The organism is Caldivirga maquilingensis IC-167 (genome assembly GCF_000018305.1).
Classification (GTDB): domain Archaea; phylum Thermoproteota; class Thermoprotei; order Thermoproteales; family Thermocladiaceae; genus Caldivirga; species Caldivirga maquilingensis.
The window spans coordinates 725,673-743,197 of sequence record NC_009954.1 but is presented as its reverse complement, the minus strand read 5'-3'; the positions used below and the strand labels follow the sequence as shown (position 1 = coordinate 743,197).

22 protein-coding genes are annotated in these 17,525 nt (G+C 43.0%); 11 read left to right on the top strand and 11 right to left on the bottom strand.

Annotated elements, in window-relative coordinates; all coding sequences use genetic code 11:
* The first annotated feature begins 14 nt into the window (after window positions 1-14).
* Window positions 15-1,130 (top strand): sugar phosphate isomerase/epimerase family protein, encoded by a 1,116-nt coding sequence (locus tag CMAQ_RS03595; protein WP_012185764.1) that lies wholly within the window; start codon window positions 15-17, stop codon window positions 1,128-1,130.
* A 17-nt stretch (window positions 1,131-1,147) separates the two neighbouring features.
* Here CMAQ_RS03595 and CMAQ_RS03590 read toward each other — a convergent pair whose 3' ends face one another.
* Window positions 1,148-1,765, bottom strand: coding sequence for a 30S ribosomal protein S5 (locus tag CMAQ_RS03590; RefSeq protein ID WP_012185763.1), 618 nt, complete (start codon window positions 1,763-1,765; stop codon window positions 1,148-1,150).
* Window positions 1,766-1,872: 107 nt separating this feature from the next.
* Here CMAQ_RS03590 and CMAQ_RS03585 point away from each other — a divergent pair, with 107 nt between their 5' ends.
* The gene (locus tag CMAQ_RS03585; RefSeq protein WP_012185762.1) at window positions 1,873-2,397 is read left to right on the top strand and encodes a hypothetical protein; all 525 of its coding nucleotides are present in this window, start codon (window positions 1,873-1,875) and stop codon (window positions 2,395-2,397) included.
* Here CMAQ_RS03585 and CMAQ_RS03580 read toward each other — a convergent pair.
* Complete coding sequence (locus CMAQ_RS03580; RefSeq protein ID WP_012185761.1) at window positions 2,392-3,051, bottom strand: KEOPS complex kinase/ATPase Bud32; 660 nt, start codon at window positions 3,049-3,051, stop codon at window positions 2,392-2,394. The two genes, CMAQ_RS03585 and CMAQ_RS03580, sit on opposite strands and share 6 nt — an antisense overlap.
* 51 nt (window positions 3,052-3,102) lie before the next feature.
* Between CMAQ_RS03580 and CMAQ_RS03575 the strand changes: the two genes are divergently transcribed.
* Together CMAQ_RS03575 and tpiA are read left to right on the top strand one after the other, a co-directional pair.
* Window positions 3,103-3,546 (top strand): uL15 family ribosomal protein, encoded by a 444-nt coding sequence (locus CMAQ_RS03575; protein ID WP_012185760.1) that lies wholly within the window; start codon window positions 3,103-3,105, stop codon window positions 3,544-3,546.
* 54 nt (window positions 3,547-3,600) lie between these two features.
* Window positions 3,601-4,278 carry a triose-phosphate isomerase gene (gene tpiA, locus CMAQ_RS03570; RefSeq protein WP_012185759.1) on the top strand — a complete coding sequence of 226 codons (678 nt, stop codon included), beginning with the start codon at window positions 3,601-3,603 and terminating at the stop codon, window positions 4,276-4,278.
* 45 nt (window positions 4,279-4,323) lie between these two features.
* Here tpiA and cimA read toward each other — a convergent pair whose 3' ends face one another.
* Entirely contained in the window at window positions 4,324-5,877 is a 1,554-nt protein-coding gene (gene cimA, locus CMAQ_RS03565) for a citramalate synthase (protein ID WP_048062654.1), read from the bottom strand.
* 192 nt (window positions 5,878-6,069) lie between these two features.
* On the opposite strand from cimA, the gene CMAQ_RS03560 reads away from it, so the two are divergent.
* Together CMAQ_RS03560 and CMAQ_RS10355 are read left to right on the top strand one after the other, a co-directional pair.
* Window positions 6,070-6,675, top strand: coding sequence for an alpha/beta fold hydrolase (locus tag CMAQ_RS03560; protein ID WP_012185757.1), 606 nt, complete (start codon window positions 6,070-6,072; stop codon window positions 6,673-6,675).
* Window positions 6,676-6,866: 191 nt separating this feature from the next.
* Window positions 6,867-8,801: an ADP-ribosylglycohydrolase family protein gene (locus tag CMAQ_RS10355; protein WP_012185756.1), complete on the top strand. Its 1,935-nt coding sequence runs from the start codon at window positions 6,867-6,869 to the stop codon at window positions 8,799-8,801.
* Here the strand turns inward: CMAQ_RS10355 and CMAQ_RS03550 are convergent.
* From CMAQ_RS03550 to CMAQ_RS03530, 6 genes are read right to left on the bottom strand one after another with little or no spacing between them, the layout of a single operon-like run.
* Complete coding sequence (locus CMAQ_RS03550) at window positions 8,768-8,980, bottom strand: hypothetical protein (RefSeq protein ID WP_012185755.1); 213 nt, start codon at window positions 8,978-8,980, stop codon at window positions 8,768-8,770. The genes CMAQ_RS10355 and CMAQ_RS03550 overlap by 34 nt on opposite strands.
* A 13-nt stretch (window positions 8,981-8,993) precedes the next feature.
* A complete protein-coding gene (locus CMAQ_RS10925; RefSeq protein WP_052290695.1) occupies window positions 8,994-9,734 on the bottom strand; it encodes an ABC transporter ATP-binding protein in 741 nt (246 codons plus the stop codon).
* Window positions 9,731-10,186: an ATP-binding cassette domain-containing protein gene (locus CMAQ_RS10920; protein WP_156769826.1), complete on the bottom strand. Its 456-nt coding sequence runs from the start codon at window positions 10,184-10,186 to the stop codon at window positions 9,731-9,733. Before CMAQ_RS10920 ends, CMAQ_RS10925 begins: the two co-directional genes overlap by 4 nt.
* Window positions 10,170-11,192: an ABC transporter ATP-binding protein gene (locus CMAQ_RS03540; protein WP_012185754.1), complete on the bottom strand. Its 1,023-nt coding sequence runs from the start codon at window positions 11,190-11,192 to the stop codon at window positions 10,170-10,172. Before CMAQ_RS03540 ends, CMAQ_RS10920 begins: the two co-directional genes overlap by 17 nt.
* A gap of 4 nt (window positions 11,193-11,196) precedes the next feature.
* Entirely contained in the window at window positions 11,197-12,162 is a 966-nt protein-coding gene (locus CMAQ_RS03535) for an ABC transporter permease (protein WP_012185753.1), read from the bottom strand.
* On the bottom strand, window positions 12,159-13,166 hold the full coding sequence (locus tag CMAQ_RS03530; RefSeq protein ID WP_012185752.1) for an ABC transporter permease: 1,008 nt from the start codon (window positions 13,164-13,166) through the stop codon (window positions 12,159-12,161). Before CMAQ_RS03530 ends, CMAQ_RS03535 begins: the two co-directional genes overlap by 4 nt.
* Window positions 13,167-13,498: 332 nt before the next feature.
* Between CMAQ_RS03530 and CMAQ_RS03525 the strand changes: the two genes are divergently transcribed.
* Genes CMAQ_RS03525 through CMAQ_RS10665 form a run of 3 tightly spaced genes read left to right on the top strand, consistent with a single transcriptional unit; the run spans window position 13,499 to window position 14,361 of the window.
* Window positions 13,499-13,771 (top strand): MFS transporter, encoded by a 273-nt coding sequence (locus CMAQ_RS03525; RefSeq protein WP_048062652.1) that lies wholly within the window; start codon window positions 13,499-13,501, stop codon window positions 13,769-13,771.
* A 24-nt stretch (window positions 13,772-13,795) separates the two neighbouring features.
* Entirely contained in the window at window positions 13,796-14,197 is a 402-nt protein-coding gene (locus CMAQ_RS03520; protein WP_048062651.1) for an MFS transporter, read from the top strand.
* The gene (locus CMAQ_RS10665; protein ID WP_156769825.1) at window positions 14,191-14,361 is read left to right on the top strand and encodes a hypothetical protein; all 171 of its coding nucleotides are present in this window, start codon (window positions 14,191-14,193) and stop codon (window positions 14,359-14,361) included. Before CMAQ_RS03520 ends, CMAQ_RS10665 begins: the two co-directional genes overlap by 7 nt.
* Here CMAQ_RS10665 and CMAQ_RS03515 read toward each other — a convergent pair.
* The gene (locus CMAQ_RS03515; RefSeq protein ID WP_012185751.1) at window positions 14,333-14,959 is read right to left on the bottom strand and encodes a zinc metalloprotease; all 627 of its coding nucleotides are present in this window, start codon (window positions 14,957-14,959) and stop codon (window positions 14,333-14,335) included. The genes CMAQ_RS10665 and CMAQ_RS03515 overlap by 29 nt on opposite strands.
* A gap of 45 nt (window positions 14,960-15,004) precedes the next feature.
* A complete protein-coding gene (locus tag CMAQ_RS03510; RefSeq protein WP_012185750.1) occupies window positions 15,005-15,358 on the bottom strand; it encodes a hypothetical protein in 354 nt (117 codons plus the stop codon).
* A gap of 149 nt (window positions 15,359-15,507) precedes the next feature.
* Between CMAQ_RS03510 and CMAQ_RS03505 the strand changes: the two genes are divergently transcribed.
* On the top strand, window positions 15,508-16,362 hold the full coding sequence (locus CMAQ_RS03505) for a hypothetical protein (RefSeq protein ID WP_052290693.1): 855 nt from the start codon (window positions 15,508-15,510) through the stop codon (window positions 16,360-16,362).
* Between the two features lie 42 nt (window positions 16,363-16,404).
* Complete coding sequence (locus CMAQ_RS03500) at window positions 16,405-17,463, top strand: DUF711 family protein (RefSeq protein ID WP_012185748.1); 1,059 nt, start codon at window positions 16,405-16,407, stop codon at window positions 17,461-17,463.
* Window positions 17,464-17,525 lie beyond the last annotated feature (62 nt).

Sequence of the window (17,525 nt, the reverse complement as noted above, 5' to 3'; positions counted from 1 at the left end):
GCTTAATTCAGTTAATGAGCATGAGTATAAGTAGGTTAAAGTCAACCTACTCAGGTTTCATAGAGGGTAAGACTGTTGATCAATTTTTCAGTGAGTATAATGTTAAGTTCGCTGCAGGTACATGGACTGCTGGGGATTTCTCAGATAGATTCAATAGAAGTGGTTACTTCCCGAATCTACCAAGAGGGTTAGTGGATCAGTTAAGGAGGGTGAGGGAGTCTGGGATTGAGGGTGTCGTGCCAATAGATGCTCAATTCCTTGACGATAATCTTAAGGTTAAGGAGGACTTGATAAATGAAGTTAAGGCAACTGCAAGTGAATTAGGCCTTAAGATAGCTGGGTTAGGTATGGATATTTCAGGTTTCCACGTGTTTAAACTAGGTTCATTAACTAACCCTGACCCTAAGGTGAGGGAACTGGCCTTAAGCACCCTTACCCAGAGCCTTGAAATAGCCCGTATGCTTGGCCTGGATTCAGTATCACTTTGGCTTGGTCCAGATGGCTGGGATTACAGTCTTGAGTCTAATTACGGTAAGAAGATTAAGGAACTTTACGAGGGGTTACTTACCCTAGGTAAGGAGGCGCATAGGTTGGGCATTAGGTCTTTTGGACTTGAGGCTAAGCCCAAGGAGCCTAGGGAGGGTAATTTAATCATACCCACATCCCATGTTTCAATAATGCTCGCTAACAGGCTAAATAATGATTTAGGTGTAAAACTGTTTGGAATAACCATAGACTATGGTCATGAATTAATGTACGCCGTTGAACCAGCCTACACAGTCTACTTAGCTAAGGAGCAGGGAGTCTCAGTGGCCACGGTGCATATTAATACAGCTAAGTGGCATAGTAATGATGAGGACAGGGTTGTTGGAACTGGGGACGCATGGCACTTCGTAGACTTCCTATACGCACTACTGGACACTGGTTACTCAGGCTGGTTTACCCTGGATCAATTCACTTATAGGCTTAATCCAGTGGATGGGTTAAGGTTATCTAAGGAATTATTCGCTAACCTGTATAAGAAGGCTCTGGCACTATACTTATCTAGGGATGAGTTTGAGAACATTAGGTCCACGGGTGATCAAGCTAAGATACTTGACTACGTTAAGAGGATAATGTACGGCTTATGAGCGTTGAGTTAATGATACTATATCTTAAATATGTACGTGTTCTTTAATGCATTCCAAGTAGCCATTGCGAAGTTAAGGGTTGTCCTTGTTTCACCAAGGGCTCTTGACCAAACATCCTTAATCCCAGCTAACCTAAGTATGGGCTTAATTGTATCACCTGCAACTAAACCAACACCCTTAGGTGCCGGTATGAGCTCAACAAACACACTGCCGGACCTGCCCCTAACCACGAATGGTACACTATGTGGTTCATCACATGAACAGTACCATGAGCCGCAACCCCTCCTCACTGGGATAATGTTTACCTTAGCCTCCCTTATGGCCTTCTCCATGGCTGGGCCTATTTGCCTAGCCTTACCAACCCCTATACCCACGTACCCATCCTCATTACCTAAGGCTACCGCCACTTGAAATTGACTAACTTCCCCAGCATCTGTCTGTCTTTGCACAATATTTATGCTTAATACCTCGTACTTAAGGTTAGTTAGTAATGCATCAACGATTTCAGGTTCCTGAATTCTTGCATTGGCTATAAATATGTCGTCAATCGACTTTATCTTACCCTCCTTAACAAGCCTACCAATCTCAGTCCTAGGCTTCCACTCCTCAATATTGGCAGCGGGAACTTCAGACATTGCCCAAATAGCCTAGTTACCCTTTTTAAATCTAATGCTACCTGAATGAGTAATGACGGTTTAAGGAATTGGAGTAACATTTATATTGTTTACCTGGATTGTTAACCGTGGGTAATGAGGAGTTAAACGTCAAGGAATTACTTGAACTTAGGAGGAGGATTAGGGAGAGAGTCAATGAGCTTAGGGATGAGTTAAGCATGCTTGAGTCAACACTTAAGGTAATAGATGCATTAATAAGAACTCGATCAATAACCACCGCTGATAAGGTTTCACCCAAGGAGGAATTACACTTAACAGCAGCCAGTGGGGAGGAGGTGGCTAAGTTAACCTATGATGATGACAAGATTGTGATTGAGTTCAGTAAACCAATAACCGAGCAGCCGCCATTAAGGAGGTTCTTCATTGAGAAGGTTCTCAATAGCCTTAAGGGTGAGGATGAGGAGTTGATTAATAATGGTGAGTTAGATGAATCAATGGGGTTTGATTACGAGATTGAGAAGAACAGTGAGGGTCTAATAACCAGGATAATTATTCGGAACTACAGGGAGCAGCGTAGGTTAAGGAGGATAATTGATGCCATTAAGTGGACTGTATCCAAGATAGGGGAGAAACAAGGTTCAGAAACCTCATAGTAACCTTCCCGTATAGTACCTTGCCAGGCTCCTAATTCTCCTAACCCACTTAACCACGGAAGCCGCCTTATCACCTCCTATGACGCTACTGTAGCCGTTAATGAAGTCGTTGAAGAGTTGTTCACTGTACTCACCGTAATTACTCTCAAGGGATCTAAGTAGCACGTTTAAGTCCACAGCAGTCTTCCTGAGGTATTTACTGTCCCAGGTTGGTTTCAATTTCTCACCAAGCCCGAAGTCAATTAAGTACTCATCACTATCATTAACTATCACGTTAGCTGGGGTCGGGTCACCGTGGAGTATACCCCCATTATGCAGTACACCCACTAGCGCCCCCATTCTGCTCATTAATTCCTTAACCAACTTAGAGTAACCATTACTCTTAATAATAGTGTTCAATGTTGGTGAATTCAAGTACTGCATCCTTATCTTAGTCCTAACAACATCAACATCATACACCACCGGGGTTTTAACACCTAAATCCGCAGCATCCATCATTAACCTGGCTTCATTAATGGTTCTCTTAACCCTAATCACCTTATCAAACACAGGATCCCTATAACCCTTAGGTACCCTCTCCTTAACAAGCACTATTAAGCCTAACCAATCCTCCAAGTACAGCAAAGCCTCAGCACCCTTGGCTATTACCTTCATTAAGTTGGGTTGTATTGTTAAAGTTTTAAACCCTCCCCATTAAGGGTGCTTGTGAGACGTAGAGAGAAGAAGTCTAGGAAGCTTAGGGGCTGGAGAACCCACTCATGGGGGAGGGTTGGTCAGCATAGGAGCAGGGGTCAAAGAGGTGGGGGAGGTAAGATTGGTTTACTTAAGCATAAGAAGAGCCTGCTACTTAAGATAACTAATGGTGAACTTTACCCATTAATAGGTAAGCATGGCTTCTATAGGCCGAGTCCTGAGGTTAATGTAATAAATGTAGGTGACTTAAATGGGTTAATTGATTCACTGCAGAGGAGGAATTTAATTAAGATGGAGGGTGATAAGTACATTATTGACTTAACTCAACTGGGGTATGGTAAACTACTTGGTGAAGGTAAGATACAGAAGCCCGTGGTGGTTAAGGTTAGGGCTGCTTCAGCAAAGGCTATTAAGGCTATTAAGGAGGCTGGTGGTGAAGTCTTAATAGTTCAATAGTGTTAATGATTAATATGAGCTAATGCTTATACACCCATTAACCTAGGCTTAATCATGAAGGTTCCAGTACTCATAATAAACATGAAGGCTTACCCAGAGTTACTGGGGGGTGGTGCCGTTAAGCTGGCTCAAGTAGCTGAGAAGGTTGCTAATAACCTGGGTGCATCCATAATAGTTGCACCACCGCACACTTACCTAAGGCAGGTTGCTGAATCCGTAAACATACCCGTTTACGCGCAGTCAGCTGACCCAGTGGATCCAGGGGCTAGGACTGGCCACATACCCTTAGAGTTCATTAAGGACGCTGGGGCTTCAGGTGTGATTATAAATCATAGTGAGCATAGGTTACTGTTAAATGACATAGCCATGCTTGTTAATAAGGCCAAGGCCCTTAACCTTGAGACAGTGGTGTGTTCCCCAGACCCATTATCAAGTGCCGCTGCGGCTGCCCTTGCACCCACGGCAGTTGCCATGGAGCCTCCTGAATTAATAGGCACAGGTAAGTCCGTTAGTAGGACTAAGCCTGATGTGGTTGTTGAAACGGTTAATGCAGTTAAGAGGGTTAACGGTGATGTTAAGGTTATTACAGGTGCCGGTATAGAGGATTATAATGATGTTGCTAAGGCAATTGAATTAGGTACAGTGGGTGTATTGGTGGCTAGTGCAATAGTTAAGGCTAAGGATTGGGAGGCTAAGATAACTGAATTAGCTAAACCCCTTGTGGGTAAGTGAGTATTCACTTTGAATACTCAATGATGCTTAAACTCAGGCTCATTATTAAGGTGAACGCTGAGCCCCCTCAATAACCCTTAACCTGCTTAATTGAAGATAATAATCAAGACCATTTACCAGAGCCTCAATACTGGCCTTAATTACACTTGTGGAGACCCCAATGGTCCTCCACCTCCTCACACCATCAGTGAACTCCGCCGTTACCCTAACTAGGCTCTCAGTATTCTTAACCTCAGAGGGTAATACAACCCTGTAGTCTGTTAAAGTAACCCTGGAGAGTTCAGGGTAAATCTTCTGAAGTGCTCTTCTTAATGCTAAGTCAACTGCATGAACTGGACCAACCCCCTCAGCCACCTCAAGCTGCCCATTAACCTTAACCACCGCCAGATTCACGCCGCTTTCATCAATGACCCTCCAATACTCCACCTTAATCATCTCCCTGTATAGGTTAAGTTCCTTTAACGCTATTAGGACCGCTGAGGCTGGAGCCAGATCGAAGCTGTAGCCCTTATTCTCAAGTTCTTTAATCCTCATTAACGCCCTCTTAACCCTCTCATCCTTCTTATCAACCTTAATACCATTCTCCTCCAGGTAAACCACCAGGTTAGATGAACCTGATAACTCAGATAATATGAAGCGCCTTGAATTACCCACTGTTTCAGGGTCAATATGCTCGTAGGCCCTTGGATTCTTTAAAACAGCATCAACATGAACACCAGCCTTATGCGTAAACGCGTAGTCACCCACATACGGTTGATACGGGTTAGGCTGTAGACCTGCTAATTCATAAACTAACCTGGAGACCTCCCTCAGCTTCCTTAAGCTGCTTGAGCCGTTTAACGCCCTTAAGCCAACCTTAATAATTAGGTTCGGTATTACTTGAACCAAGTCAGCGTTACCGGTCCTCTCCCCAATACCATTAATTGTTCCCTGAACATGCCTCGCCCCAGCTAAGACACCCATGACCGTGTTAGCTACTGCGCAGCCTGAGTCATTATGCATGTGTAAACCAATCTTAATCCTAACAGTACCCACTACCCTCTTAGTTATTTCATAAACCTCATTAGGCATCATAGCACCATTAGTATCAGCCAACACCACTACCTTGGCCCCAGCGTCCTCAGCAGTCTTCACAACGGAGAGAGCGTAATCAGGATCATCCTTAAAGCCTTGGTAGAAGTGTTCAGCATCAAAGATTACGTCAAGGCCATGTGACTTCAAGTAACTGATACTGTCATATATCATTTCAAGGTTATCCTCCCTACTCACCTTCAACACTTCATTAACGTGAAGCACCCATGATTTACCAAATAACACCGCAGTATCAACATCAGTCCTTAATACTGCGTTTAGGCTTGGGTCCTCACTGGGCTTAGTATCCTTCCTCCTAGTGCTGCTGAATGCAGCAACCTTGGCATGACTCAGTGAATACTTTTTAATCTCCTTAAAGTACTCCTCATCCTTAGGGTTTGATCCAGGCCAACCACCTTCAACATAGTCAACACCGAGCTCATCAAGAACAAGCGTCAACTTAATCTTGTCATTAAGCGTGAATGATATATTTGCACCCTGTGCCCCATCCCTCAGGGTTGTGTCCAGTACTTCAACGGTTGATTTCTAGAACACCTTCCATAGGTTTAGTTAATTACCTGGGGTATATAAGTTTTACCTAATTAATCGGGTAAGTAAATATAATAGCGATTACACCATATAGCCTCATTACTTAGCTAAATAGGTAACCAAAGAGGCTGGTGAGTAAGATTAATTAACTACCGTGAATTCTTAATCACTATGGTTAATGAGAAGTGGATAACAGTTAACGGTAAGAGGGTTAGATTACTTCAAGGTGGTTCAGGTAAATCAACATTACTCTTCATCCATGGCCTCAGCTTTAGTGCCGATACTTGGAATGAATGCTGCTTAAGTTACTTTGAGAAGAAGTATGAGGTTTACGCCGTAGACATGCCCTATGGCCCAAGGTCAAGAAGCGACCATTTTGAGAGGGAAAACGAGAATGATTACGCAGAACACTTAAAGGCTATTGTGGATGCATTAGGTATCTTAAATCCAATACTGATAGGTGCGTCAATAGGTGGGGAAACAGTATTAAGGTACTTAGCCTTAGGTTACCCTGCATCTGCAGCCATTGTGATAGGACCAGTGGGTGTTAATAGGATTGACCTTGTTAAAATAAGAAAGCCAGTACTGGGTATATGGGGTAGTAGGGATGATGTGTCACCAAGGTATAATGCCGACTTATTAACTAGATTCGGCTTCAAGGTAGTCTACATAGAGGGAGCAAGGCATCCTGCATACCTTGATAATACTGAGGAATTCATAAAAATAGTTGAAGGATTCCTAAGTGAAGTGGGGACGGCTGCCATCACTGATAGTTGATGAGGTATCAGGGTTCCGACTAAAATTAACTTGAATTAAAGCATTAAATTCCTGGTGTAAGCATCATAAGCTTAACTAAGACTCAGTAAAAATAAGCTATTGATTCGTGTATTAATTCAAGGATTTATTGAATCTGGGTAGGAAATTAATGCGTTATCTAAAGCTTTAAAACCAATGCGACTTAATTACCTATGGTTTCACTTTCAAGGGCAGCTTTATTTAATAAGGTTTACGGTGGTTTACTAGGTAAGAATGCTGGTGGTAGTCTTGGTACCCCTTATGAGAGGGGTTTTGGCCAGGAGGATTTAATTGATGTTAGACTTGAGCCTAAGCTTTACCCTAATGATGATTTTGAGGTTCAGATGGCTTGGCTTAGGCTTATTGAGGATAGGGGACTTGATGTGACTGAGCATGATCTTGCCCAGTGTTGGCTCGACTGTATTCACTATAATTGGGATGAATATGGGTTGAGTAAGAGGAATCTGAGGCTGGGCATACTACCACCCATGTCAGGTTTCTTCAATAATTGGTTTAAACACTGCATGGGTTCACCCATTAGGTCTGAGGTTTGGGCAATGATAGCTCCAGGGTTACCTGACGTAGCTGCTGAGTACGCTTTTAAGGATGCTATTGTTGACCATGGTGGTGGTGAGTCTGTTTACGGTGAAGTATTTAATGCGGTATTAGAGTCTTTAGCATTCATTGAAGGTGACTTAATTAAGTTAATTAAGCATGCGTTAAGCTACATACCCCAGAATAGCTTAACTCATAAGGCAATTGAGAATGCCCTTAATGCCTACGCTAAGGGCTTAGATTTAAGGGAGGCTAGGAGAATTATTATTGAGCTCGCACCTACTGAGTACCGTAAAATAGCCCAATACTCACCCATTAACCTAGGCTTTGAGGTATTAGGTCTACTCTACGGTAACAGCTTCATGGATGCTATTGCTAAGACTATTAGCCTAGGCTACGACACTGACAGCACCGCGGCCACCGTGGGTGCTGTATTGGGTATTATTCATGGCGCGGATTACATACCCCAAGACTACGTTAAGGTTTACGAAGAGATTATGACCAATGAGACATGGGGTGGTGTATCTAATATTAGGTCTAATAGGACTGTGACCGAGTTAGCTAATAGGATCCTTAAGGTTACGTATAGATTACTTGCTAGGTATAATGATAGAGTTAAGATTAACCATGAAGGTGGTGTTGAATGGTTAATAGACCCATTCACGGTTAAGCCTAATGAATCATGGTTGAATTATAAGCCAAATACCTGGAGGCTTAGATTCATTGGGATTGAGGCCACCGTTGAGCACCCAATCGGCCCGGTGCTTAAGCCTAATGTTGAATTACCCATAATAATCACAATTAGGAGCATTAGGTTAAGTCCAATTAACCTAAACTACATTATACACGGCATCAACACTAAGGCCTATCAAATAAACCCAGTGAGTGGAGGGTTATTCATTGAGCCTAATTCCACGGCCGAGGTTGAGTTTAGGGTTAGGTTAATTAACCTTAATGAGCTTAATACCGTTGAGCACCCTATCATTCAATTCACTGCTTTAGACTCATTTGAGTCAATTAACATAACCTTAACAATATTACCACCGGTGGTTTGGTTCATTAATAAGGTTAATGACAGTGATGAGGATGTTGATAGGTGGGTTGGTGAAGCTGCGGCTGGTGAATGGGCTGCGGTTTACAGGGATGGTTATGACCTCAGCCTCGAGGATTTAATACCTAAGGGTGCTTCAATGGTTGCTGTGGGTTTCATTTATAATCCAGGTGATTCAAGAATAATGCACTTGGGTATCCCCAATAATGCACCATACGCTAAACTGTGGTTTAATGAGGAGCCCATTGTTGAATCCAAGGAGAAGTATATGCTTAGGCCTAATTACGATGGTGATGGTAGGAATTACGCAGATGCCTTAATGAGACATGGGTGGAATACTGTTTCCATAAAGGTTAAGCGCATTGATGAACCAGTAAGCCTACACTTCATGATTAGTGAATCCTCCAAGAACCTGCATAGAGGAGTAACAAACATAATACAGTATAAAAGACCCAGTTTAAAAACAGACTACGACTCCGATGAGGACCTTAAACCCTCCTGACCAGCCTGTTTTCTAATATCATTGATAGTCCATACCAGCAGTATTATGAGGAATACCAGTGCCACTAAGGCTACGTAGAAGCTTACCTCATCTGGGTTCAGGTAAATGAATGATATACCCAATAGCACTAGTAAACTTAGTATTATACCGTAGACAGCCTTACCTATTTCAGGATGCATAATTATCACTGTTTTAATATAACCAGCAGGCAACCATTACGTTGCCAACCTTCTTAAGTGGAGGCCTCTCCTTAAAGCACCTATCCATGGCAAATGGGCACCTGTCACTGAACTTGCATCCAGGAGGCGCCCTAAGTGGGTTAGGTGGATCAAGGCTTCTAAGCTTCATAACCTTCTTACTTCTTGACTTAGCTGGGTCAGGCTCAGGTATTGCTGATAATAAGGCTTGGGTATACGGGTGTAGTGGGCTTTCAAGCATCTCCTTAGCTGGCCCATACTCCATTATTGAACCAAGGTACATTACTGCAGCCTTACCTGTGTCACCAGCCATGTAGTAGGCCATTCCTAAATCATGAGTTATGAAGAGTACGCTTAAATTCATCTCCTTTTGCACTGCTAAGAGTAGATCAAGAACCTCGAGCCTAAGTGAAGCATCAAGCATCGTAACTATCTCATCAGCCACCACAAACTCAGGCTTAACGAGCAATGCCCTTGCAATGGATACCCTCTGTTTCTCACCACCACTTAATTCAAAGGGGTACTTGTTAATGTAGGCCTTGGGGTTAAGGCCAACGTTCTCAAGAGCCTCGAAAATCAGCTTCTCCTCCTCAGCCTTACTATGCACAAGCTTATTAGCCCTCAATGGGACAGCCAATATATCGTACACTGTCTTATATGGGTTAAGGCTTGAGTATGGGTCCTGGTGAATGTACTGTGACTTAAGCCTGTAAACCTTATACTCCTCCTCAGTCATTGTTGAAATATCCCTACCATGGAAGTAGATCCTACCGGTTGCAGGTGTATATATAATCCAACTAGGGTCTTACCGAGCGTGGTCTTACCACTACCCGACTCACCAACCACTGCCATAGTCTCACCCTTATTCACAGTTATGTTAACATGATCAACAGCGTAAAGATCCTTCTTACTGAACATGCTCCCAACCTTAAAGACTACTGTTAAGTCTTCTGCAGCAATAACAACATCCTCACTATACTTCCTCTCAAGCCCCTTCCTACCACTCATGTAAGCGGCGTGGCTTACGTATATTGGGCAATTCATGTAGTCGAATATGCAGTACCAGCCAAGTGGATTAACAGGCTTCTGAGTTAGGCTACATAAGTAGCCCTGGGGGGTTCTTTGAAGATATGGGCAAACTGGGGCAGGCCCCCTTGGGCTACTGCCTGAGCTACTGCTGTTGCTCACTGGCCATCACCTTGCCTGCGACCTGCTGCTGTATGAGATTTGCCTTTATACATGATGAGAAGTGTCCTGGCTCAACCTCAATAAGATTCATATCCGCGTCAGCGCACTCAATGGATGCGAATGGGCATCTATTTATGAATGGGCAACCCCTATTATTAGTTGTTGCAGTTATGCCAGCGGGCTTAAGCTTAATTATCCTCTTGCCTATTGCTGGGAAGGAGTTTATTAACATGAGCGTGTATGGCGAGTATGGGCGTGAGTACACTGTATAAACATCCCCAATCTCCATTACGTAGCCCCTATAGAGAACGAGAACCTTATCAGCCACATCAGCCACGACGGATAAATCATGAGTAATAAGCATTATGCCTACGTCACGCTCCTTACGCAGATCCCTAATTAACTCAAGTATCTGCCTCTGAGTCAATGTATCTAAGGCGGTGGTTGGCTCATCAAGTATTATTACGTCTGGGTTCAGCATTAGAGCTAAGGCAATCATAACCCTCTGCTTCATACCACCTGATAATTGATGCGGGTATGACCTAAGCACCCTAGCAGGCTCAAGCCTAACTGAACGGAGCAAATCAGCAGCTATTTTAAGTGCCTCCTCCTTATCAATACCATGGGCTTGGGCAGTATCAATGAAGTGATCCTTAACAGTTAATAATGGGTTCAGCGAATTCATGGCGCCCTGGAACACTATGGATATCTTACCCCACCTATACCTAATCCTCCTAAGCTCCTCCTCAGGGAGCGTTAATACATTGTCAATTCTGGATCCATCCCTACTGTATAATGAAGCCTCACCAGTTATTACGGCATTATTGGGAAGTAGTCTCATTAGTGCTAGGGCTATGGTTGATTTGCCACTACCCGACTCGCCAACTATCCCCAGTATCTCATGCCTATGTAACTCGAAGGAAACGTTTTTAACAGCCTCAACGTCGAAGGTAGCTGTCTTATACGTTACGTTCAGGTTCTTAACGGAGAGCACTGTCGAAGACATGCTGTCACCTCACAGCCCTACGCTTGCTGGCTAATTTAATTTCTACCTCCCTCCTCCTCTTGGGGTCGAATATGTACACTGAGGCGTTTGCGAAGTAGACGAAACCCATTAATATCACTGTTTGAATCACTATCAGTATTACTACTGGTATTGTTCCAGTTGGTGAGAATATTGCTGCCTCCTGGTAGAAGGCATTACCCATTATTGCCCCCCAGTTTATGTTACTGTAGGGTATTAGGCCTAGGAATGCTAGGCCCATTGCGCCATAGAAGCCTCCGACTATACTTAACATGAAGTTCATGACTATGTATGGGGTTATTGCAGGCATTATATCGTTTGCTATTATTGATAGTGAGTTTAAGCCTAGTAGTCTTGATGCCTCAACGTAATCCTTATTCTTAGCACTCAAGGCAGCAGCCCTAATGGATCTGGCTAACCCAGCCCAACTCAATATACCTAGTATGAAACCTAGGATAACTGGGTTACCTGACCTAAATATGACTGCTAGTATTAACCATAGGGCGAAGGTTGGTATTGTGAGCAGTAAGTTGAAAACGAAGTTTAATGCCCTATCGGTGAAGCCCCCTAGGTAACCAGCCAGGAGCCCCAGGAAGGTACCTATAGCCACCTGCAGTACACCGGCTATTGCACCTATCTCCAAGAAGTATCTTAGTCCCCATATTATGTCCAGTAACAGTGGTATTCCTAGGTAATCAGTGCCAAGTATGTACCATAGTGATGGTTTTGTTGATGGTGGTATGAATTGTAGTGCTACGTTGCTCCATTTTGGTCCTGGGTATGGGAATAATGGTGCTGCTATGGCTAATGCAACAACGAATACTGTTAAACCGAAGCCAGCCTTACCTTGACCAGTACTGGTGAAGATGACTATGGAGACGTATAATTGATGAAGCAAATCAACAATCCTATTAACAACCCTCCTACCAAGAGGAATAGCAGACTCCATCATACACCCCTCACCCTAGGATCAATCAAACCATAAGTAACATCAGCAATAAAATTACCCAAAATAACAGCAATAATAATCACTAGGAATGAACCAATGGTCAGTAAGTAGTCCCTTGAACCAGAGCCTATTGATAAGACATAGCCTAACCCGGGTATGGCGAAGGTTGATTCAATGAATATGCTGCTACCGAACATTAAACCGTAGGAGTATAGTAATGCAGTTAACTGGGGTAGTAGGGCGTTCTTACCAATGTAGGTGAGCGTAATCCTCCTCTCCGGTAGGCTCCTAGCCTTAGCCACAAGCACGTAATCCTCCCTAGTAATGCTTATGGCTAGGCTCCTGGTACCGAAGACCCAGCCTGGGAATATTACTAGGTAGTAGGTTAAGAGGGGTAGGGCTAGATGATGCATAACATCCAGTATGAATTTCGCCGTGAAGCCTGGTGTGACGTTTGAGGAGTAAGCTCCAGCTATGGGGGCTATCTTCAGTAGTACACCGAATATTATTATTAGTATTAAGGCTAGGACGTAGGCTGGTATTGATTGGAAGAAGGATAATGTACCGTTTATTAAACTATCCACTATACCTGTCTTTGATGCTGCATAAAGCCCCAGTATATAACCTGTGGCAAAGGCTAGTGTTAAGGATACTGCGACCAGTAGTATTGTCCAGGGTGCGGCTGTGGCTATAATTTTACTAACCGGTGCCCTGTATATTAGTGAGTAACCTAAATTACCGTGGAACACACTCCACATGTAACCAGCCCAACTAACTATTGGGTTAGTGTTAGGGTTGTAGCCGGCTAATGCAGCTGCCATTATCTTAGCCTGTTCATAAGGTATACCCTTCTGCAGTAATCCAACTAGGATTATTTGATACGGGTTACCTGGCATTGCGTGTATTAGGAAGAAGGATATGCTTATTGCGAAAACTAGCTCAGCGAAGACAACAGCTATACTCTTAGCAGCCCATATTGAGGTATTTATTACGTCTCTCCTAGCCATAAAATATTTTCAGCTACCTCTCCTATATAAGTTTTTCCCATGATGCACCATTAAGTGAACATAATGGGCCATATTTAACACAATTTTACTCAGGTAAATAAGTATCACCTACTATATGCTGACAAATAACCATACTATTAAGAGTGTTGATAACTTACCTACACCTATATAATGCAGTATCGCATATGTTTTAAACCATTAACCTCAATGGAGGTTAATTAACTTTGATTACTGTATTGAATCTAAGTATGACTATTGAGTCGAATTAATATTCGATTAAGCCATGATTACCATCTACTAGACTTAATATACAAGCCCTTATGAGAACCGCTATGAGCCATACTGCCAATGTTTTAAGGAGACACCTACCCATATTAGCCTTCATATTTATTTTAACAATGTACATTGAAATGGCTGTACTCCCCTTAATATACAAGATTGAAAGCGAATTCAATGCCTCAGCCTCAGAGGCTTCATGGATCTTATCCGCTGAAACCTTAGGTGGCTTAGTCCTAGTGCCTGTTATAGGTAAGTTAGCTGATGAGTACGGTAGGAAGAGGGTACTCATGGTTTTTAATAAATATACACAGTGCCAGTCCTCTTAACCTACCGGCCCAGTGGGTTTCGGCATGGATATATTATCCACTGGCATTACCCCAGCCCCCATAAGCATAATAATGCTGATTATTGGGTCAGTCTTCGTGGCATTATCAAGTAGGATTAGGGTTAAGCCAATATTAATAATTACACCATTAATTGCAGCCCTTGGTTCACTGTTTCTTGCAGTAACACCGCTGGACTACTCATTAACTGTGGTTGACGTTATGATGATCCTAGTAGTCACGTTAATCGGTATTGGTGGAATGATGGTGACTAGGATAACTATACTCATGATGTCTGCATCCGAGAGGAGACTTGCCACCATAACTGGAACCAACACAACCATGAGACTAATGGGTAATACCCTCGGTCCAGTGTTTGCAAGTTCAATACTTGATATGTATAAGCATGGTGTATTAATGATATGTTAGGTAACTTGCCAGTACTTTACATGGTTCCCTCAAGGTTATCCTTCTACTACATATTCATATCATCAGCAGTATCATCAATAATAACCGCATTAATAGCATTGAGGGTAAGGGAAACTGTTAAGGGTGTGAGTTCGATTAAAGTAAGTACCCTAATGCAGGGATAGAGACCAGTATTGATGATACCATGAGCGTTAACCATAATCCGTACTCCCTATTCTTAACCACCTGGTAGCCATCAAGGGGTGGTATTGGAAGTGAGTTGAATAGGGCTAGAATCGAGTTGAGAATATATGTTAAACGCAGGACCAGTAGCAATGCAGCATTATTAACGGTGGGTAGGGTTAATGCGTAGAATAAGGCAGCCATTATCACATTAGTCCCTGGCCCAGCTAAGGCTATGAGCGCCCTATACTTACTATTCTCCTTACCCAGTATGTTAGGCCCAATAGCCACGGCCCCTGGGGCACCCATCATGAATGGTGACCTGGCGGCTAACCCTATTAATGCTGTTACAAGAAGCATCACTAAACCGTATTTAACAAGTCTGAAGCAGGCAATGTAGCCAAGCCTCCTAGCCACGTACCTGTGCATTAACTCATGAGCCATAAATGCGGTTAAGGCAATTAGGATAGATGCTAGGGAAATGGGTCCCAGTAGGCTTAAGTTAGTTAGCCAGTATTGTGAGAGGAGCATGAATGATGCTGCGAAGACTGCTAGGCCTGAAATCACCATATCCCTATGTTCAAGTAGGCATAGGCTCACTGAACCCCCCTTGAGGCGTTAGGGACTTATTAATATTGCTAACTCCTAAATCAACCTAGTTACCTTAACTAGGTATTGTTTAACCAATTCCTCAGCCCATTGGGGTAGCTTCATGTTACTTAGCACCGCGTTGACTAATTGCTCTACTTGACTACACTCATACTCATCATTAATCTGCTCCCTGCAGAGTTTAACAAGGTACTTGCACCTAGCCTCAAAGAGACTTCGGCTCATCCTAATCTTAACGCAATCATGATTGTAAGTGTAACCTAACTTAAGGTCCCTTAAGTGCAGGTAAAGGTGTGCCGCAGCCCTACCTAGGTCCATTGGCCCAGGCTTAACGTAAACACCCTCCTTAACCGCATAGCAGCTCTCCCTACCCATGTATATGTTGACCACGTATTAATCAAGTAATTACCCTTAAAACACTTACTTAATGACCCATGAGAACTCACGCCAATACTGCTTAGCCTCAATTTAAGCTTACCATAATCGTTAAATGACCCTAAGCAACAGTAAGTTAATATACTATTGTTCAACACCAGTTAGTGAGTATGAAGAGTGCTAGGAGACTGAATCCGGTAGTGAAGAAGGTTCCGGTTGACCCAATTAAGTACTATGACTCAGTGGGTGAATTAATGCTTGACTTCATGGTTAATAGGACCACCCAAGTCATAGTTCAGCAATCCAGTGGTGTTAGGTTGATTAGGAGTATTGAGGGTAAGCCAATAGTGATAAATAGTATTAATGATTTAAAATCCTTTGTTGCTCAAGGTGGGTTAGACTTCATGGCTTCAGTTAAGCCAATAGGTTCAAGTAACGTTGATGTCCTAGTTGCTGATATTAAGGTTAAGCAGGTAATGTTTAATACACCTGAGGGTTACTTAATCATGCACATAGCCTCCAACGCCGTTAGGCTGGGTTTTGAGGCCGTGGGTATTGGTAACGTGTTAATGTACTTTGACGGCATGAATGGCTTTAAGGTCTTCGCTAGGCTTAATGAAAAGAATGGTGTTGATTTGAAGAATGCCTCTAAGTTACTTAGAATCATAATTGACGCCGCCGAGAGGGCTATGAAGAGGTTCAGTAGGTTCAGTGGGTTAATGAGTAACGTAACCCTGGGCGTTAACACACTGAGTAAGGTTAAGGCCTTTAGGGTACCCTTATCGATACATTGGTCAACTAAATTATCAGCAATACCCATACCACACTTCTGTGTTAAGAACTTCTCCTTAATGGATGCTGAGCCTGTTAAAACATTGAGTAACCCTAGCGCATACTCATTCATGAGGAATCTTAAACCCAATTCAGTGAATTTAACTCAACTACTGGCTGATGAGGATTACGTATTAACGTACAGGATTAAGGCGCATATACTTAGCGGTATTAGGCTTGAATGCTGAATGTGGGTTATGTTTAATAACTCCTAACTGTAATTAAACTTCATGAAGATTAGGGCAGTGACCTTATTCACAGATGACTTAGCCTCATTACCTAACCTACTGGATAGGGTTAATGCGGGCATTAGCGTAGTCTCATCTAAGTATGGTGTAAGCATTGTTACTAAGAGGGTTACGTTACCATTCGTAAATGATGCTAATGCGGCCAAGGAGCAGCTTAGGGTACTTAAATCCACAGCCGCCAGGAGGGGTTACGTTTACTCAGGTTTAAGCCTAATGACTCCTCTAGATTCCTCCACCGTGGTTAAGTTGATTAATGAGTATGATACCTACTCCATGGTTTGGATGCCTGAGTATGATGATGAAGTAGTCGACTTCTACGTTAACCTACTTAAGTTAATCGCCTCCGAGGAACCATTAGCAGCTAGGAAGGTGGCTATACTCCTAGGTGACTTAATTGAAACCCCATACTACCCGGCATCTGTTAACGTTAAGGGTGGTACTGGGTTATCAATAGCAATACTATACGCCTCAGACCTACTGGAGGGTGGTGATTTGCAGAGGAGGTTAAGGGACATTGTGGGTAAGGCTAATGAAATAGGTGAGGAGTTGAGTGAATTAGCCGGCGTGGAGTACAGGGGTATTGATGCTTCACTATCACCCTGGGGTCAGGACTCTGTGGTTAAGGTGATTGAGAAGGTGGGTGGGTTAAGGTTTGGTGAATTAGGGACCATGGCGACCATTGGCCTCATTAATAGGTTGATAACGGAATTACCCTTCAGTAAGACAGGATTCAATGAGGTTATGTTACCGTTGGGGGAGGATGATGAGTTGAAGGAGAGGTTTAATAATGGTTTAGTTGACTTATTTAAACTAATATCATATACGCAGGTTTGCGTGGCGGGTATTGACATGGTTCCAGTACCAATTAATGAACTTGGGTTAATTAAGAACCTACTCCTTGACTTAACCGAGGTGGTTAGGGTTAAGGGTCGTTCACTGGGTGTTAGGCTTATTCCAGCTAAAGGGACTAGTATTGACTTAGGGGAGGACTTCGGTAAATCCCCGGTTGTCAGTCTGTTAACCGGTAAGGTTCTTAAATAATGCTACATAGGTTATATACCCTATTATAGGATACTTTATTAAACACCACTGAGGTAACTAAG